General features: G+C 60.8%; 25 protein-coding genes, 2 tRNA genes and 2 pseudogenes. 24 read left to right on the top strand and 5 right to left on the bottom strand.

The annotated features are described in order from the left end of the window. Positions 1–34: 34 nt before the first annotated feature. The gene (locus NLY42_RS23975; protein ID WP_023753594.1) at positions 35–1063 is read right to left on the bottom strand and encodes a LacI family DNA-binding transcriptional regulator; all 1029 of its coding nucleotides are present in this window, start codon (positions 1061–1063) and stop codon (positions 35–37) included. Between the two features lie 355 nt (positions 1064–1418). On the opposite strand from NLY42_RS23975, the gene NLY42_RS23970 reads away from it, so the two are divergent. The 15 genes and pseudogenes from NLY42_RS23970 (at position 1419) to NLY42_RS23905 (ending at position 16176) form a co-directional block, all read left to right on the top strand. Beyond that, complete coding sequence (locus NLY42_RS23970) at positions 1419–3032, top strand: extracellular solute-binding protein (RefSeq protein ID WP_023753593.1); 1614 nt, start codon at positions 1419–1421, stop codon at positions 3030–3032. 81 nt (positions 3033–3113) lie between these two features. Beyond that, the gene (locus NLY42_RS23965) at positions 3114–3974 is read left to right on the top strand and encodes a carbohydrate ABC transporter permease (protein ID WP_023753592.1); all 861 of its coding nucleotides are present in this window, start codon (positions 3114–3116) and stop codon (positions 3972–3974) included. Next, on the top strand, positions 3971–4927 hold the full coding sequence (locus NLY42_RS23960; protein ID WP_023753591.1) for a carbohydrate ABC transporter permease: 957 nt from the start codon (positions 3971–3973) through the stop codon (positions 4925–4927). The genes NLY42_RS23965 and NLY42_RS23960 overlap by 4 nt, the downstream gene beginning before the upstream one ends. After that, positions 4924–6015: an ABC transporter ATP-binding protein gene (locus NLY42_RS23955; RefSeq protein ID WP_023753590.1), complete on the top strand. Its 1092-nt coding sequence runs from the start codon at positions 4924–4926 to the stop codon at positions 6013–6015. The genes NLY42_RS23960 and NLY42_RS23955 overlap by 4 nt, the downstream gene beginning before the upstream one ends. A 1-nt stretch (position 6016) precedes the next feature. Beyond that, positions 6017–7078 carry an ABC transporter ATP-binding protein gene (locus tag NLY42_RS23950; RefSeq protein WP_023689428.1) on the top strand — a complete coding sequence of 354 codons (1062 nt, stop codon included), beginning with the start codon at positions 6017–6019 and terminating at the stop codon, positions 7076–7078. Positions 7079–7113: 35 nt separating this feature from the next. Then, on the top strand, positions 7114–8202 hold the full coding sequence (locus tag NLY42_RS23945) for a Gfo/Idh/MocA family protein (RefSeq protein WP_286488854.1): 1089 nt from the start codon (positions 7114–7116) through the stop codon (positions 8200–8202). 54 nt (positions 8203–8256) lie between these two features. Then, positions 8257–9171 carry a sugar phosphate isomerase/epimerase family protein gene (locus tag NLY42_RS23940; RefSeq protein ID WP_286488853.1) on the top strand — a complete coding sequence of 305 codons (915 nt, stop codon included), beginning with the start codon at positions 8257–8259 and terminating at the stop codon, positions 9169–9171. A gap of 55 nt (positions 9172–9226) precedes the next feature. Next, positions 9227–10168, top strand: a complete 942-nt coding sequence (locus tag NLY42_RS23935) for a sugar ABC transporter substrate-binding protein (RefSeq protein WP_023756158.1) — start codon at positions 9227–9229, stop codon at positions 10166–10168. A gap of 61 nt (positions 10169–10229) precedes the next feature. Beyond that, complete coding sequence (locus NLY42_RS23930; protein WP_050586906.1) at positions 10230–11234, top strand: ABC transporter permease; 1005 nt, start codon at positions 10230–10232, stop codon at positions 11232–11234. After that, on the top strand, positions 11231–12013 hold the full coding sequence (locus NLY42_RS23925; RefSeq protein WP_196814833.1) for an ATP-binding cassette domain-containing protein: 783 nt from the start codon (positions 11231–11233) through the stop codon (positions 12011–12013). The genes NLY42_RS23930 and NLY42_RS23925 overlap by 4 nt, the downstream gene beginning before the upstream one ends. A 10-nt stretch (positions 12014–12023) precedes the next feature. Beyond that, on the top strand, positions 12024–13199 hold the full coding sequence (locus NLY42_RS23920) for an aldose 1-epimerase family protein (protein WP_023756156.1): 1176 nt from the start codon (positions 12024–12026) through the stop codon (positions 13197–13199). Positions 13200–13317: 118 nt separating this feature from the next. Next, on the top strand, positions 13318–14412 hold the full coding sequence (locus tag NLY42_RS23915; protein WP_023685252.1) for a fatty acid desaturase family protein: 1095 nt from the start codon (positions 13318–13320) through the stop codon (positions 14410–14412). Positions 14413–14439: 27 nt separating this feature from the next. Then, positions 14440–14732, top strand: a pseudogene (locus tag NLY42_RS23910) (Rieske 2Fe-2S domain-containing protein). A gap of 52 nt (positions 14733–14784) precedes the next feature. After that, positions 14785–14927 (top strand): annotated as a pseudogene (locus NLY42_RS32035) (3-methyl-2-oxobutanoate hydroxymethyltransferase); the annotation flags it as partial. Between the two features lie 61 nt (positions 14928–14988). Next, positions 14989–16176: a site-specific integrase gene (locus NLY42_RS23905; RefSeq protein ID WP_050591155.1), complete on the top strand. Its 1188-nt coding sequence runs from the start codon at positions 14989–14991 to the stop codon at positions 16174–16176. Positions 16177–16221: 45 nt separating this feature from the next. On the opposite strand, the gene NLY42_RS23900 is transcribed toward NLY42_RS23905, so the two are convergent. Then, a tRNA-Asp gene (locus NLY42_RS23900) sits at positions 16222–16298 on the bottom strand. A gap of 218 nt (positions 16299–16516) precedes the next feature. Here NLY42_RS23900 and NLY42_RS23895 point away from each other — a divergent pair. After that, positions 16517–16592: transfer RNA gene (locus tag NLY42_RS23895), tRNA-Val, on the top strand. Between the two features lie 68 nt (positions 16593–16660). On the opposite strand, the gene NLY42_RS23890 is transcribed toward NLY42_RS23895, so the two are convergent. Continuing rightward, positions 16661–16930, bottom strand: coding sequence for a hypothetical protein (locus tag NLY42_RS23890; protein ID WP_502882123.1), 270 nt, complete (start codon positions 16928–16930; stop codon positions 16661–16663). On the opposite strand from NLY42_RS23890, the gene NLY42_RS23885 reads away from it, so the two are divergent. From NLY42_RS23885 to NLY42_RS23850, 8 genes are all read left to right on the top strand, one after another. Continuing rightward, a complete protein-coding gene (locus tag NLY42_RS23885) occupies positions 16929–17249 on the top strand; it encodes a helix-turn-helix domain-containing protein (protein WP_502882122.1) in 321 nt (106 codons plus the stop codon). The two genes, NLY42_RS23890 and NLY42_RS23885, sit on opposite strands and share 2 nt — an antisense overlap. A 43-nt stretch (positions 17250–17292) precedes the next feature. Beyond that, positions 17293–17868, top strand: coding sequence for a tyrosine-type recombinase/integrase (locus NLY42_RS23880; protein WP_023756153.1), 576 nt, complete (start codon positions 17293–17295; stop codon positions 17866–17868). Between the two features lies 1 nt (position 17869). Continuing rightward, positions 17870–18454: a hypothetical protein gene (locus tag NLY42_RS23875; RefSeq protein ID WP_031253116.1), complete on the top strand. Its 585-nt coding sequence runs from the start codon at positions 17870–17872 to the stop codon at positions 18452–18454. Positions 18455–18572: 118 nt separating this feature from the next. After that, entirely contained in the window at positions 18573–19166 is a 594-nt protein-coding gene (locus tag NLY42_RS23870; RefSeq protein ID WP_156933862.1) for a hypothetical protein, read from the top strand. Positions 19167–19272: 106 nt separating this feature from the next. Further along, the gene (locus tag NLY42_RS23865) at positions 19273–19659 is read left to right on the top strand and encodes a DUF3768 domain-containing protein (RefSeq protein ID WP_245263607.1); all 387 of its coding nucleotides are present in this window, start codon (positions 19273–19275) and stop codon (positions 19657–19659) included. 127 nt (positions 19660–19786) lie between these two features. Further along, positions 19787–20881, top strand: a complete 1095-nt coding sequence (locus tag NLY42_RS23860; RefSeq protein ID WP_198022242.1) for a DEAD/DEAH box helicase family protein — start codon at positions 19787–19789, stop codon at positions 20879–20881. A gap of 47 nt (positions 20882–20928) precedes the next feature. Beyond that, entirely contained in the window at positions 20929–22866 is a 1938-nt protein-coding gene (locus NLY42_RS23855; protein WP_286488852.1) for a DEAD/DEAH box helicase, read from the top strand. A 16-nt stretch (positions 22867–22882) separates the two neighbouring features. Beyond that, positions 22883–23167 (top strand): hypothetical protein, encoded by a 285-nt coding sequence (locus NLY42_RS23850; protein WP_023756147.1) that lies wholly within the window; start codon positions 22883–22885, stop codon positions 23165–23167. A 632-nt stretch (positions 23168–23799) separates the two neighbouring features. Here NLY42_RS23850 and NLY42_RS23845 read toward each other — a convergent pair. Together NLY42_RS23845 and NLY42_RS23840 are read right to left on the bottom strand one after the other, a co-directional pair. After that, positions 23800–24240, bottom strand: a complete 441-nt coding sequence (locus NLY42_RS23845; protein WP_023756146.1) for a Ros/MucR family transcriptional regulator — start codon at positions 24238–24240, stop codon at positions 23800–23802. 627 nt (positions 24241–24867) lie between these two features. Further along, positions 24868–25206, bottom strand: a complete 339-nt coding sequence (locus NLY42_RS23840) for a response regulator (protein ID WP_245263606.1) — start codon at positions 25204–25206, stop codon at positions 24868–24870. Positions 25207–25412: the final 206 nt, after the last annotated feature.

Here is a 25412-nt window from a genome sequence, read left to right as displayed (position 1 = left end):
GCAGTGCTTTGCGATAAGATCACAGATCCATTGATCAGATTTCAGGTATATTCTCTTTGAAGATCACCTGAAGTCGTGGTTGATGCGGTTCATAGGTCAGGTGCCTGACGGAGTGGCTTAAAATGTTGAGGGCTTCCCGCGCCTCGACGCGCGGATTTTGATCTATGACCGCATCGAGCGTCCCATCCAACAAAAGTTCCTTGGTGCCGTCTGTCACCTCGTGGCCGAGAAAGAGAATGTCTTTGGCGCGTCCACGCTCCTTGAGCGCCCGAGCGATGCCGGTGTTGCCGGCGCCGACATTGTAGATCGCGGCAAGATCGGGGTGCCGGTCCAGAAGCGCTGATGCTTCCGAATAAGCCTTCTCTCGGTCATCCAGCATTTCGCGCATCTCGACGATCTCGAGATTGGGCGACTCCTCGGTCAAGATGTGCCGGAATCCCATCTCGCGTTCCTCATGGCCGCGATAGGACAGCGAGCCGGCGAACAGGGCCACCTTGCTTGGGCGTTCCGATCCCATGAATCGGTTGAGCAGATAGCCGGCCAGCCGCCCCGCGGCGCGGTTGTCGATGCCGATATAGGCCACTCTCGGAACATGCAGGATGTCGGAGGCGATGGTCACTACCTTGACGTCATTGGCCGACAGCGAGCGGATCGCCTCGCGCACCGTTGGATGATCGAGCGCGATCACGCCGACGCCTTGTGTCTGTCCACGCAATTCTTGCAGCAGGCGGGCGAGCCGGTCGGGGTTGAAGCCCTCTATGGTGGCGATGTGGACGTCGAGATCGGGGCGCGCCAAGGCCTGCGCCTCGATGTGTCGATGCAGCATCTTGATGAAGGAATTGGTGCCGGCCGGCAGAGCGAAGTCGAGACGGATGACCTCTCCAGGTGAGGGCCTGGGCGGCGCTCCGTTCGGGCCCTCCGCGATGTAGCCGAGGCGCTGCGCCATTTCGAGCACTATCTCACGCGTGCGCGCCCGCACACCGGGCCTGTTGTTCAGCACGCGGTCGACGGTGGCGGCCGAAACGCCGGCTTCCCGGGCTATGTCAGTCAAGGTGGAACGCACCGTCTTCATCTCCTCAATGCGTCAGATCGCACAATGCCGCTAGCCCGTCCGACGGCCACAACTGCCAGCCATCAGCGATTCTGATGGGAAATGATGTATCGAGCCTTAGCCGATGCGCAAGGAGGTTGGGCTAAATCGCGTCGCCCGGCGTGATAGTCGCGTGCCAGAAAGGCAGATTTCCCATCATATCGAGGCATTGAGCCCGTGTGTCGACCTTTGCATGACGTATTTTCGCCGCGGTTGCGGTGTTACGATGTATTTTGAGTATTTATGATGTTGACAGCCTTCCGGTGCTGCCGTCAATATCCCTCAATGGGCTCGTGGAGGAAACATTGGCCCTGAGGGAGGAATTCCAATGTCTGATCTGATCCGCATATCGCGACGCCGATTGCTGGCGTCCGGAGGAAAGGCGGCGGTGTTCGTGGCCGCGGCAGGTATCGCCCCGCAATTCATCCGTCCCGGCCGTGCCCTTGCGGCCGACGCGCTGGCGCCAGGCATGGTCGGCGGCCCCACCGGTTTCGAGGGCGCCCAGCGCTATCAATATGGCGCCGACACGCCGGAAGGCCGTGCCGTTGAGGCGGCCAAGGCCTTGAAGGGAGCTGGCAAGGCACCGGCCAAGATCGTGCTTGGCCTGTCGGATGGCTCGATTGGTCAACTCACACAGCCTTTCCCGGCGGGTGCGCCGTCGATCAAGGAGCTGTGGGAAAAGGAAACCGGCATCCAGATTGAGATCGTCGGCCTGCCGAACGGCCAGGAATTCACGAAGACGATGCAGGACATCTCCACCAAGGGTGGGGCCTATGACATCTACTCGACGGAATGGAACCGCCTCGGCGACCTTGCCGAGACCGGCGGCATCGCCAAGCTCGACGACTTCGTCGCCCAGTACAAGCCCGAATGGGACGATCCCAAGACCGGCTATGTCGACGGCGCCAAGGGCGTGTCGCTGCTCAACAAATATCGCGGGTCCAACTATGGCGTGTCGCTGGACGGCGACTTCCAGACCTGGGTCTACCGCACCGACCTGTTCGGCGACGCCGCCGAGCAGAAGGCGTTCAAGGACAAATTCGGCTACGATCTGGCGCCGCCGAAGACCTGGAAGCAGCACAGTGACATCGCGGGCTTCTTCCAGCGGCCCGACAAGGGCCTGTTCGGCTCCACCGACCTGCGCAACCAGGGTTGGGGCTACACCAACTGGTATCAGCGCTATGTCTCGATGGCATCGCCCAATCAGTTCCTGTTCGGCGACGACGGCAAGCCGCTGATCAATTCCGAGCACGGCATTGCCGCCACCAACGAATATGTCGGCTCGCTCGTTCATCACTCGCCGGACGCGATCTCCTGGGGCTGGCCGGAGCAGTATGGAAATTTCGCCAAGGGCGGCGCGGCGATGACCTGCGCCTTCTCGAACCTGCCGAAATTCCTCGACAATGCCGGCAACAAGGATTCCGCCGTCACCGGCAAGATCGGCTCGATGCTGCCGCCCGGCCGCGAAGTCGACGGCAAGCTGATCAGCCGTTCCGTGCTGTGGTTCTCGCTGACTGGCATGGTCTCGTCGCAGTCGAAAAACCAGGAGGTCGCCTACCTTTTGCTGCAGTGGCTGGGCTCCGCCCGCATCTATGCCTGGATGAGCGCCAATCCGGGCGGCTATCTCGATCCGTTCCGGCTCTCGGATTTCTCCGATCCGCTGGTGCGCCAGACCTACCACGCCTACCACATCGACGTGGTGCGCGAGACCGTCGCCCGCACGGTGCCGACGATCAACTATCCCGGCGCCACCGCCTTCCACAACGCATTGGACGAAAATCTGATGGCGTCGCTGACCAAGGCCAAGACAGCGGAACAGGCGATGGCCGACACGGAAGCGGAGTGGAAGAAGATCGCCCGCCGCATCGGCGAGGACAAATTGCTCAAAGCCATCAGGACGAACAAGGAGGCCTGGCCGACGGTTCTCGACCCGATCAGCTGATCCGTCTCCCTGGATCAGCGCTGGAGGGGAGGAGCATCTGTTCCTCCCCGCCGCAATCAACGCCACCAGCAAAGCAGCCAGATGAAGCGTTCCGTCCCCTTGGAGATATTCCGCTACGCCGCGATCTTCGCGGCGATGGCGGTGACGCTGGTACCGATCCTGTGGGTGGTGTCGATGGCCTTCAAGCCGATCGCCGAATGGTCAGCGACCGGCGCCGACCTGACATGGTGGCCGAAGAACCCGACGCTCGGCAATTTCCAGTTCGTCTTCGGCGAGTCCAACAACAATCTGATCGTGGCGCTCGACCGCACCGCGCTGAAGCCGATCCTGTCGTCGCTGCTGTCTTCGGTGTTCGGCACGGCGATCGCAATGTCGGCGGGCACGGCTGCGGCCTACGGGCTGTCGCGTTTCGGCTCCGGCCAGAACCTGCCGCTGGCGCTGATCCAGCTCAGGCTGTTTCCGCCAATGGCGGTGATGATCCCGGTCATGATCATGTGGGCCTTCCTGAACTTCACCGACAGCTGGTTTGGCCTGGCCCTGATCTACGGCATCGTCACCCTGCCGTTCGCTTTCTGGCTCATGAAGACCTTCTTCGACGACATGCCGCGCGAGATCGAGGAAGCGGCGCTTGTCGAAGGTTGTTCGCGGCTGCGCGTCTTCACGCGCATCACGCTGCCGATGATGCGCGCACCGCTGGCCAGCGCCGCCCTCTTCGTCTTCATCCTCAACTGGTCGGACTATCTGATCGCGCTGCTGCTGACGACGCGTGAATGGGTGACGATCCCCGTCTACATGGCCTCGCTGTCCTCCTCGATGACCGGGCAGCTCTATGGCGCCAAGGCCGCGCTCGGTCTTATCGCCGCGGTGCCGCCGGTCATCATGGGCATCGCCATCCAGCGCCATCTGGTGCGCGGACTGACGTTCGGCGCGCTCAAGCAATGAGCGCGGTGACCGTGACTGTCTCAAAGGACGCAAAGGCCGCGCTTGACAAGCCCGCGCTGCGGGACGAGGGAGCGCGGCTGGGATTCCGGCTGACGCTGCCGGCGCAGGTTTTGGTGCTCTTCATCTCCGTCTTCCCGCTGCTGATGCAGTTCTACATCAGCGTCACCGAGTGGTCGCCGCTCTCCGGCCTCGGCTGGTGGAACGCATGGGAGATGTGGAACAGCTTCGCCAACTACACCGACCTTGCCGCCGATGCGCGCTTCTGGAGCGCGCTGAGGCGCACGGCCATCGTCATGGTCGTGTGCGTGCCCGTCGAATTCCTGCTTGGCCTGGCATTGGCGACGCTGTTCGCGGACGATTTTCCGGGCAAGCGGATCTTCTATTCGATCCTGCTGATGCCGATGATGGTGGTTCCGGCGGTGGCCGGCTACATGTTCTTCATGCTGTTCCAGTCGGGCGGGCCGCTGAACGACATCCTGTCGGCACTCAGCGGTTCCCGCGTCACCATCGCCTGGCTGTCTGACCCCACACTGGCGCTGATCGCGGTGATCATCGCCGATATCTGGCAGTGGACGCCGCTGATGTTCCTGATCCTGCTTGCCGGCCTGGTCGGCGTGCCGCAGGACCAGATCAAGGCGGCGACCCTGCTCGGCGCCAACCCGTGGCAGCGCTTCGTCACCATCGTGCTGCCGAAGATGAAGACGATCATCATCATCGCGCTGGCGATCCGCGTCATCGAGAACTTCAAGATCTTCGACACGCTCTACATCATGACCGGCGGCGGCCCCGGCGTCGCCACGGAGACGATCTCCGTCTACATCTACAAGGTCACGACGCAGGAGCTGATCTGGGGCTATGTGGCGGCGATCGCGCTGGCCATCCTGGTCGTGCTTTCGATTGTTGCCGTATTCGCCATGAAGCGCATGGCGCGCGCAAGGCTGGTGCCGGCATGAGCGCGATCCAGCTGCGCAACCTGGTCAAGACCTTTGGCGAGTTCACGGCGCTGAAGACCATGGACCTCGACATCGCCGATGGCGAGTTCATGGCGCTGCTCGGGCCTTCGGGCTGCGGCAAGTCGACGACGATGAACATGATCGCCGGCATGGAAGAGCCGACCAGCGGCAAGATCCTGTTTGGCGAGCGCGACATGGCCGGCGTGCCCATGGGCCGCCGCGGCGTCGGCTTCGTTTTCCAGAACTACGCCATCTTCACCCACATGACGGTGCGCCAGAACCTTGCCTACGGGCCGCGGATGCGCGGTGCGGCGACAGCCGAGATCGACCGCCGCGTCGGCGCCATCGCCGAGCTGCTGCAGTTGACGCCGCTGCTCGACCGCAAGGCCGACCGGCTCTCGGTCAACATCCTGCAGCGGGTGGCAATCGGACGCTCGGCGATCATGGAGCCGGCGATCTTCCTGCTCGACGAGCCGCTGTCCAATGTAGACGCCGCCTTCCGGGCGGTAATGCGGACCGAGCTCAAGCAGCTGCAGCGCCAGTTCAGGCAGACGATGGTCTACGTCACCCATGACCAGCTCGAGGCCATGACCATGGCCGACCGCATTGCCGTCATGGATCACGGCGTGCTGCAGCAGGTGGGAACGCCGCTGGAAGTCTACAACAATCCAGCCAATGTCTTCGTCGCCCGCTTCATCGGCGCTCCGGGCATGAACCTGCTGAAGGGAAGGCCGGCGGAGAGCGACCGGGGCCTGGTGGTCGATCTCGGGCAGCTGGGGGTCACGCCGACGCTGCCGGATGCGCTGGCCGCCACCTTGCGCGGATCGCGCTCCGAGGTGCTTTACGGCTTCCGGCCCGAACAGGTGTCGCTGGTGCAGAGCGGGCAGGGCCTCGCCATGCCGGTGAGCTTCGTCGAGCGGATCGGCGCGAGGACCATCGTCCATCTCGGCGATGGCGAGACCGCCGTGAAGGCGGTGTTCGACAATGCTGTCGGACTGTCGATCGGCGAGCTTGCCGTCGTCGCCCCCGTGGCATCGTCCGTGCGTGTCTTCGATGCCCGCAGCGGCATTGCGATGAAGGCAGGTTGACATGGCCGATATCGTCTTTCGCAATGTCAGCAAGCGTTACGGCACGACGCTCGCCGTCGACGACGCCTCGTTCACCGTCAATGACAACGAATTCTTCTGCTTCTTCGGGCCGCCGCTGGCGGGCAAATCGACAATCCTGCGCCTGGTGCTCGGGCTGGAGACGCCTGACGCCGGAGAGATCCTGATCGGCGGCAAACCGGTCAACACCGTCTCTCCGGCCGAGCGCAATGTCGCCATGGTGTTCCAGAACCTGGCGCTGTTCCCGCATATGAGCGCGCGCGAAAATGTGCGTTTCCCGCTGGTCGAGCGCAAGGTCGCCGAGGCCCAGATCGAGAAGCGTGTCGCCGATGTGGCCGCCAAGCTGCATATCGGCCACATCCTTCACAAGCCGCCGGCGCAGCTTTCCGGTGGCGAGCGGCAACGCGTGGCCATAGCCCGGGCCCTGGTGCGCGACCCGAACGCCTATCTGATGGACGACCCGATCTCTGCGCTCGATGCGCGGCTGCGCGAGGAAACGCGCGTCGAGCTCAAGCGCATCCAGCGCGAACTCGGCAAGACGCTGATCTACGTCACCCATGACCAGGAAGAGGCGATGTCGATCGCCGACCGCATCGCGATTCTGGAGAATGGGAGGATCCGACAGATCGGCGCCCCGTCCGAGATCTACGACCGCCCGGCGAACACCTATGTGGCGCGACTGCTTGGTTCGCCGATGATGAACATCCTCAAATCCGTTCGCGGCGAAGATGGCGTCGAGGCCGCCGAAGGCACGGTCAGCATCGACGATCGCGCTGCTCCGGCCGACGCGATCGAAATCGGGCTGAGGCCGGAGGACATCAAGGTCCGGCCCTGGGTCGACGGGGGCGCTGGCCGCCCGGCGCGCGTATTCGAGGTCGAGCCCCTTGGCGGTTACACGGTGGTAACGCTCGCCGCCGGAGAGGCGCGGCTGAAGGCGCTGCTGCGCGGCCAGCCCGACATCAGGCCGGATGCGGTGGTAGCGATATCCTGCGAGCCGGCCCGGGTGCATTATTTCGGGCAGGACGGAGGCGCGTTGGCCAGATGATCGCGGCTGCGAAAACAGAATTGCGGGAGGAAGACATGGCGAGCGAAGGCTTCGAGCCGGACGTGAAGGTCCGCACGAAAGAATACCGGATCGGCTGCATCGGCGCCGGCATGATCATGGCCGAATGCCATCTTGCCGCCTATGGGCAGGCCGGTTTCCCAGTCGTTGCCATCGCTTCGCGCACCAAGGCCAGCGCCGAGAAGGTAGCTGCACGCTGGAGCATTCCGACCGTCCACGACACGCCGGAACAACTGATCGAGAATCCCGAGATCGAGATCGTCGACCTTGCCTTTCCACCCGACCAGCAGCCGGCATTGATCCGCCATGCGCTGAAGCAGCCTCACATCAAGGCGATCCTGGCGCAGAAGCCGCTGGCGCTGTCGGTCGATGAAGCCGTGAAACTGCGCGACGAAGCCGCAAAGTCCGGCAAGATCCTCTCGGTCAACCAGAACATGCGCTACGACCAGTCGATGCGCGTCCTGAAGCAGATCATCGACAGCGGCGCACTGGGCGACATCGTCTTTGCGCAGATCGACATGCATGCGATCCCGCACTGGCAGACGTTCCTTCAGGACTACGACCGGCTGACGCTCGCCAATATGAGCGTGCATCATCTCGACGTGCTGCGCTTCCTGTTCGGCGATCCCTCGGAAATCGCCACGCTGACACGCAAGGACCCGCGCACTACATTCGAGCATTGCGACGGCATCACCGTCTCGACGCTGCGCTTTCCCTCCGGCGTGCTCGCCGTGTCGCTGGAGGATGTCTGGTCCGGACCGCGCCAGGAGGGCTATCTGGACGACCAGCACATCAACTGGCGCGTCGACGGCACCAAGGGTGTCGCCAAAGGCACGATCGGCTGGCCGAAAGGCGTGGCCTCGACGCTGACCTATGCCTCGACCGAGACGACGGATGGCAAGTGGGTCAGCCCGAGCTGGGACACGATGTGGTTCCCGCATGCCTTCATCGGCGTGATGGAGCAATTGCAGCATGCGGTGAAGACAGGCGCGCCGCCGGCGCTCTCCGTCGCCGATAACGTCAAGACAATGGCACTGGTCGAGGCGGGCTACCGCTCGATGGCGCAAGGCCGCACCGTCAAAATGTCCGAGATATCGATCGACTGAACATGCCGCCGAATAGTGTGGCGGCTGAATCGCTTACAGGGAGGAATTCACATCATGATGCAGGCAGGTATTTTCACGGGCTATTTCCCGTACGGGCTCGAAGAGACGGCAAAGAAGATCCGCGGGCTCGGTTTCAACACGGTGCAGCTCGACCTGCATTTTAGGGATATCGATCTGTCGGCCGGGCAGATCACTGAGGAAAAGGCCAAGCAGGTGCGCGACGTCTTCCGCGACAACAACCTGCCGATCTGCTGCGTGTCGGGCTACACCAACATCATTCATCCCGACAAGGCCGAGCGCGATAAGCGCGTCGGGTATCTCAAGGAAATCATCCGCAATGCGCGCAGCTTCGGCTCGCCCTACGTGATCTCCGAGACCGGTACCTACAACACCGAATCCGACTGGGTGCATCACCCGAAGAACAAGACCGAGGAAGGCTTCGAGGAATGCCGCAAGGTGATCGCCGAGCTTGCCCAGACCGCCTACGACCACGGCGCGGTCTTCCTCCTCGAGACTTACGTCAACAACGTCGTGGGCTCGGTCGAGGAGACGGTGAAGATGTTCGCCCAGGTCGACCATCCCGGCCTCGGCCTGTTGATGGATCCGACCAACTATTTCGAGACCCACAATATCGACAAAATGGACCAGATCCTCAACCAGGTGTTCGACACGCTGACCGACAAGATCAAGATCGCGCATGCCAAGGACGTCAAGCGTTCGGGCAGCGACAAGTCGGAAAAGCATGCCGACATCGGCGACGAGGATGCGATGGAGAGCCACACGTTCCGCGGCGTCGGCGAGATCGAGCTGCCGGCGCCCGGGCTGGGATCGCTGAATTACGATCTCTATCTGCAGCGGCTGGCGGAAAAGCACCCAAACATCCCGGTCATCATCGAGCATCTCTCGGAAGACGACGTGCCGCGCGCGAAGAAATTCCTCGACGGGAAGTTCCGCGCCAACGGCCTGTGAGCGCCGGTTGCGCCGCCGGCGCATGGCGGCGCAACTCCAACCAAGGGAGGAATGAATGTTGAAATTCGCATTGAAAGTGGCTGCCGCGGCAACGCTGGTAGCCGGGGTCTCCTTGAGCCTGCCGGCATTCGCGCAGGACGGCCAGAAGACCTTCTATCTGCTGTCGCATGGTGGACCTTCGGACGCGTTCTGGATCGACTGGAATGCCGGCGCGACCAAGGCCTGCGACCAGCTCAAGGTGACCTGCAAGATCTCGTTCAGCGGCGGCGACATGGCGGCGCAGAAGGAGGCTTTCAACTCGGCGCTCGCCGCCAAGCCGGACGGCATCGCTACCACCTCGGCTCAGCCCGGCCTGTGGACGGAGGAGGTGAAGGCCGCCAAGGCCGCCGGCATACCGATCGTGTTCTTCAACACCGATGATCCGGCGATCGGGCGGCAGGCCTATGTCGGGGCCGACCTCAGGGAAGCGGGCGTCATCTGGGCCAAGTATCTCGTCGACCACAAGATGGTGAAGCAGGGCGACAAGGTGTTCCTGCCGGTCGAAGTGCCGGGCGCCAGTTACCAGCAGCTCGAGACCGAGGGCATCGCCAGCGTCTTCGATCCGCTCGGCATCAAGTACGACGTGGTCGATTGCGGCACCGACCCGGCCGGCATCATCGCCAAGATGACCGACTACATGGTCGCCAACAATCCGCCGGCAATCATTGCACTGGGCGATTCCGTGGCAGCAAGCATCAAACGCGTCTTCGACGGGGCCGGTGTGTCGGCCGGCAAGGTCCCGGTCGTCGGCTGGGGCAACTCAAAGGAGACGGCCGAGGCGGTCAAGTCCGGCTTCGTCAATGCTGCGGCCTGGCAGTACCCGTCGGCGCAGGGCTTCATGCCGGTGGCGCTGCTCGGGCTTGCGGCCTCTGGCGAGCCGATTGGCTACGACATTCACACATTCAGCCTCTACGACGCCTCGAGCGTCGAGCCGATCCTGAAACTCTACAACAAGTGACGACAATCGGCGCCCGCCCCGAAATGGCGGGCGCCGGACGAAACGCATGGTCCTGACAGATATGGCAATCACAGCAGACGACGACACGCAGCGAGCGAAGGGCAGGTCTGCGCTGCTGCGTTCGCCGCAATTCTCCTCGCTCATCATCCTCATCGTGCTGCTCGTTGTATTCGCCATCGCCGACGGCAACTTCCTGTCGCCGCTCAACATATCCAACATGATGGCGTTCCTGCCCGAGCTCGGCATCATCGCTCTCGGCATGACGCTGCTGCTGACGGCGGGCGAGTTCGATCTGTCGGTCGGCGCCGTGTTCGGCCTTGCGCCCGTCGTGGTGATGCTGCTGGTGCAGAATGGCGGTATCGACATCGGCGTCGCCCTCCTGGCCGGGCTTGTGCTGTGCATCGCGATCGGCGCCATCAACGGGCTGATCGTCACCAAGATCGGCATTTCTTCGTTCCTGGTCACGCTGTCGATGCTGCTCGTCGTGCGCGGCGCGGCGCTCTACATCACGCAGGGATTCCCCCTGAAGTCGTGGGACCAGCCCGGCTTCTTCGTCACGCTGCTTGCCGGCAGCTTCAATGTAGGCTCGTTCCGGTTCTACACCTCGCTCTGGTGGTTCATCGGCCTGTCGCTGCTGGCGATTTACATCCTGCGCTACGCCAAGCTCGGCAACTGGATCAGCGCCATCGGCAGCAACCGCAACGCAGCGGTGGCGCGCGGCGTGCCGGCCGACGCGGTCAAGATCTGGCTGTTCATCCTGACCTCGGTGGTGGCCGGGCTGGCCGGCATGATCAGCGCGTTCCGGATTTCGGCCGCCTCGCCGGTGGCCGGCACCGGCTACGAACTCGAAGTGATCGCCATGGTGGTGGTCGGCGGCACGGCGCTCACCGGCGGGCGCGGCACCATCCTCGGCACCATCGTCGGCGCGCTGATGCTGCGCGCCATCCGCAACGGCATCGTGCTGATCGGTGTGCCGGGCTTGGCATACAACATCTTCGTCGGCGTCATCATCCTCGCCATGCTCATCCTGCACGCTTTGCTGCAGAAGAACGCCGCAAGGAGCTGAGGATGGAAGTGCTGCGTCTGCAAGACCTGCAAAAGTCCTTCGGCAACGTGCGTGCGCTGAAGAACGCCTCGTTCACCCTCAACGAAGGCGAGGTGGTTGCCCTGCTTGGCGACAATGGCGCCGGCAAGTCGACGCTGATCAAAGCGATCTCCGGCGTCTTCCCGGCCGACCACGGCGACATCTTCGTGCGCGGCGAGAAGGCGTCGATCCGCTCGACGCGCGACGCGATGGACCTCGGCATCGAGACTATCCATCAGGACACATCGCTCGCGCCGGACCTCAGCATCGCGCGCAATCTTTTCTTGGGTCGGGAGCCGGTCAATTTCGGCTGGCTCGGCGTGTTCGCGCCCCTCGACCTCGCCAAGCTTCGCAACGCCGCCTCGGCGCTGCTGAAGCGGGTCGGCATTTCGAAAAAGCTCGATGCAGATGCGCTGGTGAGCACCCTCTCGGGCGGTGAGCGGCAATCGATCGCGATCTCGCGCGCCATGCAGTTCGCCGCCAAGGTGATCATACTCGACGAGCCGACCAACAATCTTGGCGTCGAGGAAACCCACGGCGTGCTGCGCTTCGTCAAGGAGGTGCGCGACGCCGGCCACTCGGTGCTGCTCATCACCCACAACATCCACCACGTGTTCCAGGTCGCCGACCGCATCATCGTCATGCGCCGCGGCGAAATCGTCGCGGAACAGACGGTCGCCGACACCGACCTGTTGACGGTGGAAAGCATCATCACCGGCGCCGACATGTCGGCCTTGCTCAAGGAGGCGAGGGCAAAGTGAAGGACGTCGCATGGTAGAGCTTTACGGCAAGACGCTGTCGCGAAGGCAGGTGGCCGAGCGGTCCGGCATGCTGTCGCAGTTCGCCGGCGTGCGGCTGATGACGCTCGGCGACGGCGTGGAGCGCGGCATCCGGATGCTCGAGTTCCGCACCGGCTCCGGCCTGCGCTTCACGGCGCTGGTCGACCGGGCGCTCGATATCGCCGATTGCGACTTCCGGGGCCAGGCGATCGGCTGGCATTCGCCGAGCGGCTTTCGCCACCCCGGACTGCACGAGCATGAAGGGGAGGACGGCTTCGCCTTTGGCCGGTCGTTCTCGGGGCTGCTCGTCACCTGCGGCCTCGACCATATACTGGGCCGGGAAGACGTGCCGGCCGAAAGCTACAATTATCCGGGGCGCAAGCGGGTATTGCATTCGCTGCATGGCCGCATCGGCACCGTGCCGGCGCGGCTGACCGGCTACGGCGAGGCCTGGGACGGCGACCGGTGCGTGCTGTGGGCGGAAGGCATTGTCCAGCAGGCAACCGTGTTCGGCGAGGATCTCCAGTTGCTGCGCCGCATCGAGGCCGATGTCGGCGGCAGCGAGATCCGCCTGTCGGACCGCGTCGTCAATCACGGTTTCAGCCGCACGCCGCATATGTATTTCTATCACGTCAATGTCAGCCATCCCTTGCTCGACGAGGGTTCGCGCTACCTGGCGCCGATCCGGGATGTCGTCTGGGCGGCGCACGCCGGCGAACGCTACGAGGCGCAGAAAGTCGGCTACCGAACCGTGCCGGCGCCGCAGCTGGGGTTCAGCGAGCAGGTCTGGGAGCACGAGCTTGGCGCCGATGCGGCGGGCGAGGTGCCGGTGGCCGTCGTCAATGACCACCTGGGCCTCGGCTTCGAGGTCGTTACCCGCAAGGATCAGCTGCCCTGCACCTATCAGTGGCAGAACTTCCAGGCCGGCCTATATGCGTTGGGAATCGAACCTTCGACGCATCATGTTCTGGGCAATCTCGCCGCGCGCGAACGGGGCGAGATAATCTGGCTGGACCATGGCGAAAGCCGCTCCTATGACGCCGTGTTCCGGGTGCTCGACGGTGCCGGCCAGATCGCCCAAGCGGAAGCGAGGATAGGGTCGATCGCCCGGCAGCCGCAACAGGATTACCCTGCGCCGTCGGGCGCTTTTGCGAGACTGCAGGCGTGACCGGCTTGAAACGCACGATCGGTTGCCGCGGCGGGCGGGAAGTGCGCCGGAATACGGAAGCAGGCGCGGCCCGGCCGGCCCCAGGCGGCCCTTGCGGAGCGCAGGCGGGAAAGCGGAGATGACGATGACGGCAAGCAGGAAGCGCGACTACAGCCTGGTCGGTGAAAGCACCAAGCGCGCCATTGAGACCGGATTGGCTTCGGCCGAATGGTATCACACCGATGTCCCGCGCAAGGCGATCAAGGAGTTGATGCAACGCTCCGACGGGCCGGCGATCCGCGACACGATCATCTGGGTCGCCGCGATCCTGGTGTCGGCCGCCGGCATCGTATGGTTCTGGGCCACGTGGTGGGTGGTGCCGTTCCTGTTCGTCTATGGCGTGCTTTACGGCTCGTCCAGCGACTCGCGCTGGCACGAATGCGGCCACGGTACCGCGTTCCGGACGCGCTGGATGAACGATGTCGTCTACCAGATCTCAAGCTTCATGCTGATGCGCAACCCCGTGCAATGGCGCTGGAGCCATGCCCGCCATCACACCGATACCATCATCGTCGGCCGCGATGCCGAAATCGCCGTCATGCGCCCCCCAGATCTGCTGCGGGCGGCGCTCGCCTTCACCGGTATTCTCGATTTCCGCTATTCGCTGCCGGCGCTGGTGCGCCAGGCGTTCGGCAAGCTGTCCGATGAAGAGAAGAGCTATATCCCCGAGATGGAGCAGCACAAGGCGGTGATCGCTGCGCGCTGGCATGTCGCCATCTATGCGGCGACAGTCGGGCTGGCGCTGTTCACGTGGTCGCTGCTGCCGCTGGTGCTGATCGGCCTGCCGCGCCTCTATGGCAGCTGGCACATGGTGCTGACAGGGTTGCTGCAGCATATCGGCCTGGCCGACAACGTGGTCGACCATCGGCTGAACACCCGCACCGTCTACATGAACCCGGTCAGCCGCTTCATCTACTGGAACATGAATTATCACGTCGAACACCACATGTTCCCGATGGTGCCCTATCATGCGCTGCCGAGGCTGCACGAGCTGATCAAGCACGACCTGCCGGTAGCGAACCCGTCGATGTGGCATGCCTATCGCGAGGTCTGGCCGGTGCTGCTGAAGCAGCTGCGGTACGAGGATTTTTATCTCAAGCGCGAATTGCCGCCGACAGCCAGACCCTATCGCGGCGAATTTCACCAGGTGGATATGTCGGCGGCGGCTGAATAGCCATAGCGGATGGTGCGGGAGCCGGAGATGGCCGACTGGATTGAAGCGTGCGCGGTCGATGACATCGAGGAAGAGGATGTCATCTGCTTCGATCCTCGCGGTTTGCCGCTCGCCCGATGACGAGCTCTTCGCCACCGACGGATATTGGACCCATGAGAAGGCGCATCTAGCCGAAGGGCTGGTGATCGACGACGTCATCGAATGCCTTGAAGCACATTGGCCGCTCTGCGACCGGCCAGGTCAAGGGCGCGCCGGTCTGCGTCAAGCTCGCGATCTATCCGATGAGAATCGAGGCCGGCAAGGTGATGATCCAGATCTGACGCGTGGTAACCGGTCCAGCACCGCGTTTAGCAAACTCAGAGTGACGTTTTCCTGAGCCGAAAGAGACAGACCGTCGCCGACGGGCGCGCCATGGAGGGTAAGCGCCAGCTGACCATGCTGCGCGTGCTGGTCATGGACGTGGCCGAGGGCCGCCGACCGGGCTGAGGTCGATCGTCTCGATGCCGCCGGAGTTGTGCTGAACCCTATATGGCGCGCAGTCTAGCATTGACATTGCAAGAGCGAGGCTGGCGATCCTTGGGTAAGATCAAATTGAAGCACTACGTCATCCGTAAGGGCAAATACGGCTACTGGCTGCCGACGCCGAAGATGGTCGAAGCTGGCTTCAGATGCATTTCCTGTGGAATCGACGGGCCTGAGGCTTGGACGATAGCCCGGGAGTGGGAAGACCGCTGGCAGGAACTCCGCAAGGGCAGGGAGCCGTCGCGCCTGCATGTATGGCCAAAGGATTCCATCGGAGACGCCTTTGCACGCTATCGCCGCATGGATGCATGGAAGCGCAAGCCACCGCGCACCCGCGAGGATCGGGAGCGCGGCTGGACCTTCATCGAGCCGTACTTCGCCGACCTGCCGCCAGCCGACATCACCCTCGAGCTGCTCGACGACTGGTATGGCCGTCTGCTGCGGGTCAAAGGTGTCGACATCGCCTACCGTGCCGTAAAGACGTGGCGTTCGCTCTATAATGTCATGGCCGGCATGAAGCTATGCCCGCCCGGCTCCGACCCATCGCAGGCGATCCGCCGCCAGACGCCACCACCGCGCCACCAGACCTGGACGGCAGGCGAGGCGGTGCGCATGGTCAAGGGCGCCTGGCGCGCCGGCTACCGCGGACTGGCCTGCATCATCGCCGTTGCGTGGGACACGAGCTTCTCACCCGTCGACGTGCGCACGCTCACACCGGCGCAGGCAATGCAGACAGCACAGGAATGGGGTTTTCTGATTGCACGCAGCAAGAGTGGCGAGGCGGCTGTCGGCACGCTGTCGTCACGCACGCAGCGCCTGGTGCTGGCCTATGTCGAATCACTAGGCGTCACCCTGCTTGACGATGCGCCGATCTTTCGCTCGCGCGGTTTCGCGCCGGGCCCGAAGGGCGGCCGGCCGCGCGCCGGCGTGCCTTACACGAAGGATTCTCTGGTCGACGACTTTGCCGATCTGCGCACGCTGGTGTTCGGGACATCGGAGAAGCGGCGGCTGATGGACATGCGGCGTTCCGGCGCGGTCGAGGCGAATGCCGGAGGCGCGTCGGTCGAGGCAATCTCGGCCAAGATGGGCAATTCGATCGACGGGAACAAGGGGCTGCAGAAGACCTATATACCGGTCAATCTGGCCGCCGTCCGCTCAGCCGATGCCAGCCGCCGCAAGGGCAGAAAGCTGCTTGGCCTGGAACGGAACGAATACAGAAAGTTGAAACTCTCCGCAGAATGAGAGTTGAAACTTTTCAAGGGGCGGTAGCTAACCCCTTGAAATTAATGGCGCGAGTGACGGGGCTCGAACCCGCGACCTCCGGCGTGACAGGCCGGCACTCTAACCAACTGAGCTACACCCGCGCATTGGACGAGCACGTGTCAGCCGTGTTCGTCGTTGGGGCGGTGGATAAGGGGTTCGCCACCGGGTGTCAAGCGCAGCTGGACAGCATAAACGCAAACAGGAGATGGTTTTTTGACAGGCGGCACTTTGCCCGCGAAAACCAGTATGCGGCTAAGCTCGCAGCTGTTCATTTGGTCTTGCGAAGCCGGTTGCGACCGCTTAAAGGTCCGGCCGGAGCGGGCGATTAGCTCAGTTGGTAGAGCGCTTCGTTTACACCGAAGATGTCGGCGGTTCGAGCCCGTCATCGCCCACCATATAACCTGCTGAATTAAAACGTTTATTGTTCGATTGGGATTGGCCTCTCGTCGCCATGATGGTGCTCCTAGCTACAAACTAGCAACTCGGCGCATCTGTCCAACTGCCCTTTGGCTTGGTCGATGATGCCCCGGTTGTGGTAGGAATCACCCCTCATCGGATGCGCCCTCCAAGGCCAAAACCTGCAGGCTCTCCCTCCAGCATCGCCTTTCCCGCGATGCCTTTGAGGTCTCCACACATGCCCACCCGTGGATTCGATTACGCCCTTAATTTGGGCTTCACGTTTCGCCCACAAGCGCGTTGCTGCCTTGCGCTCTCTTGCTAGATCGTCCTGCATGTCGGATAACCTTTCGACGCTTGCCGGAATGGTCATTCGGAAGCTGGTCGGCCGGAATTTCTCGCGGATCCGCGGTGCAGTGGGTCTCACCCAGGAGGCCGTCGCTGAACGGGCGAACCTGAGTCAGCAGTACATCAGCGAAATTGAGAACGGGGAGCGAAAACCAACTGTGGCGACCCTGTTGGCTCTGGCCCAGGCGTTGGGGTTAGTCATGTGGAACTCGTCAAACCGGACGATCAATTCGACCAAAAATCCTAAGACTTCCCCCGTTGGGCACGGGTCAAGAAATCTCGCTTCTCGGCTTGAAAATAGGAATTAATGCCTATAATCTGGAGTTGTCCTCATTTTGGAGCGCAACCCAAATGTCTGGTCGTCAGGCCAAATTCGTCACTGATTCAATGCTTCGCAAAATGCTCACGCACTCGCGCGAATCCTCAACCCCGGTCCGAGACCAGGTGATCATTCTGCTCTCTTGTAAGGCCGGATTGCGAGCCTGTGAGATTGCGGGCTTGGAATGGTCGATGCTCCTCGATCCCAAGGGAAAAATTGGAAATTCGCTTGTTGTCGAGGATCGGATCGCGAAACGGCAATCCGGGCGTCGAATTCCCCTCCATCATGATCTCAGGAACGCGTTGTCTCGATTGGGGAAGATTGGACTGGGCGATGGTCCCGTCATTCGTTCAACTCGCGGTGGTGCAATGAAGCCTAACAGCATCGTCAATTGGTTCGTCGAGCTCTATCGCGATCTGAACTTCGAAGGCTGTTCGTCCCATTCAGGACGCCGAACCTTTATAACGACGGCGGCGCGATCCGCGCACCGCGCAGGAGGATGTCTTCGTGATGTCCAGCTCCTCGCCGGCCACCGATCACTGTCGATGACGCAAACCTATATCGATGGTGACACCGATGCCCAACGCCGCATCGTGTCGATGATTTGACATGTCGGTCCCTGAACGCAACGAACGTGTTGGTCGAATGATTTCGCGCGCGCGGGTTTTGGCGCCTTTCAATCAGGGGGATCTAGACAGCCTCTGCGGTGTCTATTGCGTGATGAATGCCGTCCGGTATCTTTTTCCGGAGTTGCGATCTCAACGATCCGTTGCTCTCTTTCAGACACTTTCTGAGAACCTGACGACGAACCGTGTGACCGCCCACGAGACTGTCGGACTGGGGATAGAAATTCCGATCGTTCACTCCCTCGTTGAAGCTGCCTGCAATCATCTTCGGGATGTCCTGGACGTTTCTGTTAGCGCGACGATCTTCACTCCCAAAATTCGTAGGATTGATGATTTGTGGACAGCATTGGGAGACGTCCTCGATGAGAGCCAAGTTGCCATCATCGGTCTCTCTGGTCGTCACGACCATTGGACGGTCGCTTATCAGATAACGGAGAGGACCATTCGACTGTTCGACTCCGACTCCATGAAGGTATTGCATCGCGCGCGGTGTTCGCTTCGCAATCTGAAAACGCCCCATCAGATTGATCCGGACGAGATCATTTTAGTTCGCCGGGGAGGGGTCTAGTGAACAGGAGTTCTACTGGAAACTCGAACGGCCAAGCCATCAATGTGAAATGTCTCTTACATATTGAAAGTGTCACCTTGGATGAGGGGGGTGCAGTTGCCAGAGCGGACCTCTCTCGGTGACGCGGGACGAGTATTTCGCCTACCGCAGAATGGTGATGGGACTCGATCCCGACGCGATGGAAAGGGTCAAAACGAAATCCCCACCGACGGACGAAACTGATTTTGCCCTGAGGGTTTCGTACGTCATTCTCAACAGTGGAATGAGGTGGACGGTCGCAAAGGATATCTGGAACCGGATGAGGCCGTCACTGATGGCGACAGGAGAGGTGGGAACCACGTTCGGGCACCCTGGAAAGGCGAAGTCCATCGACCTGGTGATGTCGAACAGATTGGAGTTTTTCGAGGGCTTTCGATTGGCGTGGAAAGATGGACCGAAGAAGGTGATCGACTTCTGCGGAGATCTTCCCCACATCGGCGAGATCACGAAATATCACCTGGCAAAGAACCTCGGTGTTGACGTGGCGAAGCCCGATGTCTGGCTTGAAAGAGTTGCCAGCCAATCGGGTGAGACGGTCCAGGAGTTGTGCGGACGACTGTCGAAGCAATCGGGAGACAGTGTCTCGACCGTCGACTACGTGATTTGGAAAACGTGTCAGCAAGGATGGTGGCGTGCGGGAGCATTCCCGGCTGACAAGCTCGCCCCTGACTGATTTCGCCTGACGAAGGCTGACCACCCCAAACAAGAACTTGCAAGAGGAACTGACCGGCGATGCGGCCGGCCGGAAAGGACGAACTGTGTCCAGGAAAGGAATGACCATGACAAACCAGAAACCGGACATGCTCTTCGGAGAAGCTGAAGACATTAGCCGGGCGCTCGGTGAAACCGTCACTAAGACCAGATCACTGAACGACGACCTGAGGATTCATCGCATCGGTGGGAGCATCGTTATCACCTTGGGGATATCTGCGCTCGGTCCATCGACGGTCAGGAACATCATCTCCGCCATTACCGCGTTCGATGGGTTCACACCCGAGAACGATCCCTATGGCGAGCACGACTGCGCGGTCATGACGGCCAGCGATATCAAGATCATTTGGAAGATCGATTACTACGATCTAAGTCGCCGGTATCATTCACCCGACCCATCGGACCGAAACGTCACGTCACGTGTGATGACGATCATGCGGGCCGACGAGTACTGATCGTCCTTACGGTCACGAGGGAGACGATCAACTTCTGGCAGTAGATATCGTAGTGGAAACATCGCTGCCTCGCAGGTATCGTGAAAGAATCACGCTATAATCAACTCCGTTGTTAATGGAGTTTCATTTGGCCGATCTGTTCACTGAGCGGGTTTCGATAACACTGCCAAAGAGATATTTGCTGCGCGGCCGCGTCGCGGAGAACCTCGTCCGGCAACTTGATGCTCCTGAGGCAGATCGGAACGTCGCCCTGGATTCCAACGCGAAGGGCTATTTCAGCGATTTGGCCGAGCGACCTAGTCTCGCCCTACTTCGACGGGGCTTGAAGCGGCCTTCCAGTTACGACCAGATGATTCGCATCGACGAAGTGGTGCCGATCACGTCCATCCAGGAGGTGCTGTCCAGACCCTCGGTTCGCTGGGAAAAGCCGGCTCCAGAGGAGCCGGAAAAGATATCCCTCGAAGATTTCGCAGAACGGCACAAAGCCATTCAAGCGACGTGGACCAATACTCTCTCCTTGCGGGAGGAGGAGTACGAAGGCGATCGCCGTATCGTCACGGGCTTTCGACCACCCCAGATCGGTGCCATTCATGCGATCAAGGCACATTGGGTGGTGTCCGATGCCCCCGCGACACTCGTGATGCCCACAGGTACTGGCAAGACGGAAACGATGCTCGGTGTATTCGTGTCGGCGGACGTGAACAAACTTCTTGTCATCGTCCCGTCCGACCAGTTGCGCACTCAGATCAGTGACAAGTTCGTTGACCTCGGGGTTCTGAAGAAGTTCGGCCTGCTGAAGGAGGCTGCTCTCTATCCCATTGTCACCACGCTCAAAAGGGCGCCCACGTCCCTCGATGAAGTCGACGCGATCTTCGGCTGTGCCCAGGTCGTGGTTGCCACCATGCAGTCGGTTTCCCGACTGCCGGTCGAGCTCAAGGATCGCATCGCAACGCATGTCACACATCTCTTTGTCGACGAGGCGCACCACATTGGTGCTGCAACCTGGAAGGCTTTCAAGACCCATTTCGTCCGGCAAAAGCGCTTCATTTTGCAGTTCACAGCGACCCCTTACCGCAACGACAACAAGCGCGTGGATGGGAAGTTTATCTTCGTTTATCCGTTGCGGCGGGCGCGCGAGCAGCACCTCTTCCGCCCTGTCCACTATATCCCCGTCATGGAGTCCGAGCCCGCTCAAGCTGACCTGTCCATCATCCGGAGGTAGGCGAGGCGATGGATAGGGACCGTCGCGAGGGGCTGGATCATCTGGCGATGGCCCGTACCAGCACGATCGACAGGGCGCAGGACCTACTTGCCTTGTACCGAAAACACCTCCCACGTCACGCAGCGGAACTGGTTCACAGCAAGATGCCGGCGAGCCAACGTGAGGAGGCGTTGCAAAGGCTGCGCAGCGGGGCAATCCGCATCATAGTTTGCGTCGACATGCTCGGAGAAGGCTTTGACCTTCCTCGTCTCAAGATCGCAGGGCTTCATGATCGCCACCGCAGCGAAGCTGTAACCTTGCAGTTTATCGGGCGGTTCACTCGCGCCGAAGCAGGGCTTGGCGACGCCACTGTCGTCGCGGGGGTATCGCTTGAAGACCCAAAGGAATGGCTCAACGCACTCTACAAGGAGGACGCCGACTGGAACACGCTTCTCGATACCGGGAGCGAAAGACGCGTCGAGCACCAGCGCCGTCGCGAAGAGCTCTACACCGGTCTCGATGCGGATTTCGAAGCCATTCCTGCCGAAACCGTCACCCCAAAGCTTAACACGCACGTCTTCAGAACTCACTGCAATCTCTGGGAGCCTCAATCACTCGAACGGATCGAGACGTCCTCAGTCGGATTGGTCGAAGGGCCAATCGTCAACGACGAACTGCGGCTGGTGATGGCGGTAACCCGCCACGAGGACACATTGCGCTGGACCCGGGTCAAGCATCCGACCAACGTTATCTACAATCTGGTGATGGCGCATTGGGATCAGGAGAAAGAGCTGCTCTATGTGCATAGCTACCCAGAAGACGGTCTCGTAATTGCTGTCGCGAAGCTTCTATGCGGCACCGACGTCGAGCTGTTGCAGGGGGAGGCGGTGTTCCGCGTGCTCCACGGGTTCAGGCGGGTGATGCTGACCAACCTGGGCGTCAAGGAAACACAAGTGAAGCCGATCCGCTTTCAGCTGTCGACCGGAATTGACATCACTGAACAGCTCGAACTCACCGTCGAGAATAGATCGAGGATCAAGACCAATCTCTTCGGTACCGGATATGTCGATGAGCCGGTCTATGCTGGCGACGACGTCGACGAACTCCAGGCAGGGAAGAGAAGCATCGGATGCTCTACGAAAGGCAAGATCTGGTCCCAGGACGGCACCGTCTCCCCGGACGACTGGATTAAGTGGTGCCAGTCGATCGGTCCCAAGATCGCCGACGACTCGATCAACACTGATATGGTGCTGCGCAACGTGCTTCGTCCAAAGCGTCAGCAAGATTTTCCGGTCGAGAAGATACCTATTTCGATCGATTGGCCAGAAGGTCTCTCCGTATCGGACGAGGATCGCACGACAATCTCTTTCGGCGAGCAGTCCATGCCTTTGTCGGAGTGCGATCTTGAAATCTCAGCTTTCGAGATTGGTGCCCCTGTGCGATTCCGGATTCGCAGCGCCGGATTTTCAGCGGAGTTTGAGGCGGACATCCGCGATGGCATCGCTACTTTCCGTCGTCGCAATGGTGCCCCGGTGACCATCACCAGGGGGAAGCGGACACGAGACATCCTCGACCTGTTTCGGGAGGATCCGCCGGCATCTTTCAAAGGCACAGGAAACAGGAGTTTTCAGATGCCCATATCCCCTGAAATTGTTAATGCCGTCGAGGCCACCAGACTCGAAGGTCACGGGTACCTCGATCGTCTCATTGATTCGCTGCTTGAGCGGCTGGATCCCGCTCCTGCCCACGCACCCGGCTCAGTTCGGTATAAGATTCCAACCGACGAAGATTGCCGGGACGCTCGCAACAAGGTCGGCGTGAATCTCACTCCTGAAGGCAAGGAGGTCCTGTTTCGCCTCCTCGACAACGGCGCCGGTTACAATTCCGCTGGCCGCCGCATGTCGATCACCCAGACTGCTGTGAAGAACCGCAAGAAGGACTGGGAATCTGCTGGCGGTAAGCACCGCGAAAAGATGTTTATCTCATATCTCGACACTGTAGCCTGATTGGGGGGTGAAGAAAATGAACTTTAAAATCGCCAAGGACTCCACAATCGCGACTATCTGGGACCTGCTCAAGGAACCTCTGGTTTGTGTCGGGGGGGTGCGTCAGAAATTGTCCGTCTGCGTGGCTCAGCACGGTAACGCGGAGGCGACGCTCGGCGTCACCGGCAGGGGCTATCAGCCTTGTTTCCGCATCACCTATGAGGAAGGCGGCTCCAAGCACATATTCGGCTCATTCTGGGATAATCATCAGCCTCTGGACCGGGAAGATGCCCTAACCAAAATTGGTCGACGGCGACGATGACTGCTGCAGAAGTCGAAGCCTTTGCGATGGAAAAGACTGGTCGTAGAGCTAAATAGGCTCGTGTTTGCCAATCTGATCTTAAGCATTGAAAAACCCCGCCGAAGCGGGGTTTTTCATAATGTGCGACGTCGCGAGAACGGCGGCTGACTCAGGATTGCGACGAAACGCCTGATGAGGTCGCCCAATTCATTCGAGCTAGACCGGCGGCCTTTCGTTCATGCAACGTCCAGCAATCGTTCGTACCTATGCTAGGTATCGCTGGTGCGCAGTCGGCGCGACGCGTCTTGTCGGCGCAGGGCGGCCCAGCGGCATAATCGCAAGGGACTTGCGGCGGCTGTCATGTCGCTGGGCCTGGCCAGTCTGGCTGAACGCGGCGCGGGGCTGGCTGACTAAAGAATGAGCGCAAGCAAATTTGAAGGCAATCGGCATCGTCGCATACGTTCGCTTCTCCAGCTTCAGCTAATTTGCTTAGAGGCAACCTGCGTCCGATCTAAATCCTGGCGGCCCCCGCAAAGAAAATGGCCGGCGCCGCAATGGGAGCATTGCCTGATCAGCGCCGGCCGGGCGGTAAATCAGGTCCGCCGCGTGGTCTAGCTATCTAATTCTTGACGTTGCGTCAGGTGGGGCTCGGACTACGCCTTCTTCGCCCGTTTCGCCGGTGCCTTAACCTCAGCCTTCCGACCCAGACCAGACGCCTTCGCAAGGGCCGATCGCTTCGCGGCGTAGTTCGGCGCGACCATCGGGTAATCGCGAGACAAGCCCCACTTCTCACGGTATTCGTCGGGTGTCATGCCAAGTAGGCCAAGGTGGCGTTTCATAGACTTGAATTTCCGGCCGTCTTCCAGGCTGATGATGTGATCCGGGAACACGGACTTTTTCGGATTTACGGCGGGAGCCTTCTTTTCGGCTGGCGCCGCAATCTGCTCGCCTAAACCAGACAGCGATGAATGCACGGAGGCGATGAGATCGGGCATGCTGGTGACGGGTACCGGGTTATGGGCAACGTAGGCGGAGACTACATCTGCGGTAAGCTCGGCTAGTTCGATGTGGTGGTTGTGGTTTTCGTCGGTCATGTCTTGGTCCCTGTTTTGAGTACCTGTCTAGTAAAGCTACCCGGAGTGCGCAACCGGACTTTGTCCCGTGCCGGCTACCAAAGAGACATCTTTATACAATCAGGGCACGAGCGAATTTCAAGACCGGTGCCTGAACACCTTTGCACAAGCGTCGGAACCCGCACGAACACAAACGACCCGCTAACGGGCGCCTTTTTAGCCTGTGTATCCGGGCAAGTGGGCAATCACCGGTAGCGAGCATCGGCTGGCGTAAAACGAGACCTGACTAGCAACCCGCCCCGGTTAATGAAGCCAAACGTTCAACGCCCATTCAGCGTGAAAGACCAATTTCACACTGAGGGTTATTCTCGTGTTCCCAAGCTCATCGCTGAACAGACGAGGGCGCAAACTTTCTAAGAATTAAACGGCAGCAATGCGCCCAATGTCAGACGCTAGAGTCACCTTCTTCTTTGCCTGTAAGCAGACATTGACCGGTGGACAGTCAACTGTTCCATGCGTCCATTTGGACAATCGCTATCGCGCGCCTTAGATCGAGTGGTGGCGAAACAGCCAAGTGTAACTTGCACCCATAGGCCTTGCCAGCGAAGCCGGGAAAGCGCAGGGCAAGCACTTGGGGGTTGTGCGAGATCAGCACCAACAGCGCGATTGCCGCCAGGTTGGGCAGCGAACGATCTGCGGCATAACAAACGGCTTGGTGATCATCAGGCTGTTGGGCACTCCAAGCGACGGCCAGTCGTCCGCACCATCGCCGCTCATGTATATCACTGGCATAGTAGGATTGGCGCCTCGGAGGTGCCGGGCCACATCCCACCCGGTCGGGCCGTCTCCAAGTCTGATATCCGTCAGCAGAGCCGCAACTCGCTCCGGCTCACGATCAAAAGTCGCAATGGCTTCAAGGCCCTTTAAGACGGCGATCACCTCGAACCCGGCCTCGCGGAGAGAGTTCTCGACGTCTAAGAGGATCATGCTCTCATCCTCTACGAACAAGACGGAACCCGACGGCATTGCAAGCCTGCCCCCGTGAGTAATTCCTCAGCAATTCAACGGCCGCAGGCCTCGAATGTTCCTCGCATAATAACATATGTTAATCGGGGGATAGCAGGCTGTGATCCGGAGTGCGCGGCTTCGAACGCTATGGCCCCTCAAAAAAACAGCCACTTAGGTGGGAACTT

Origin of the sequence: Mesorhizobium sp. C372A (assembly GCF_030323245.1) — a bacterium.
Lineage (GTDB): Bacteria > Pseudomonadota > Alphaproteobacteria > Rhizobiales > Rhizobiaceae > Mesorhizobium.
The sequence above is the reverse complement of the archived record's forward strand: the minus strand, read 5'-3'. Positions and strand labels throughout refer to the sequence as shown.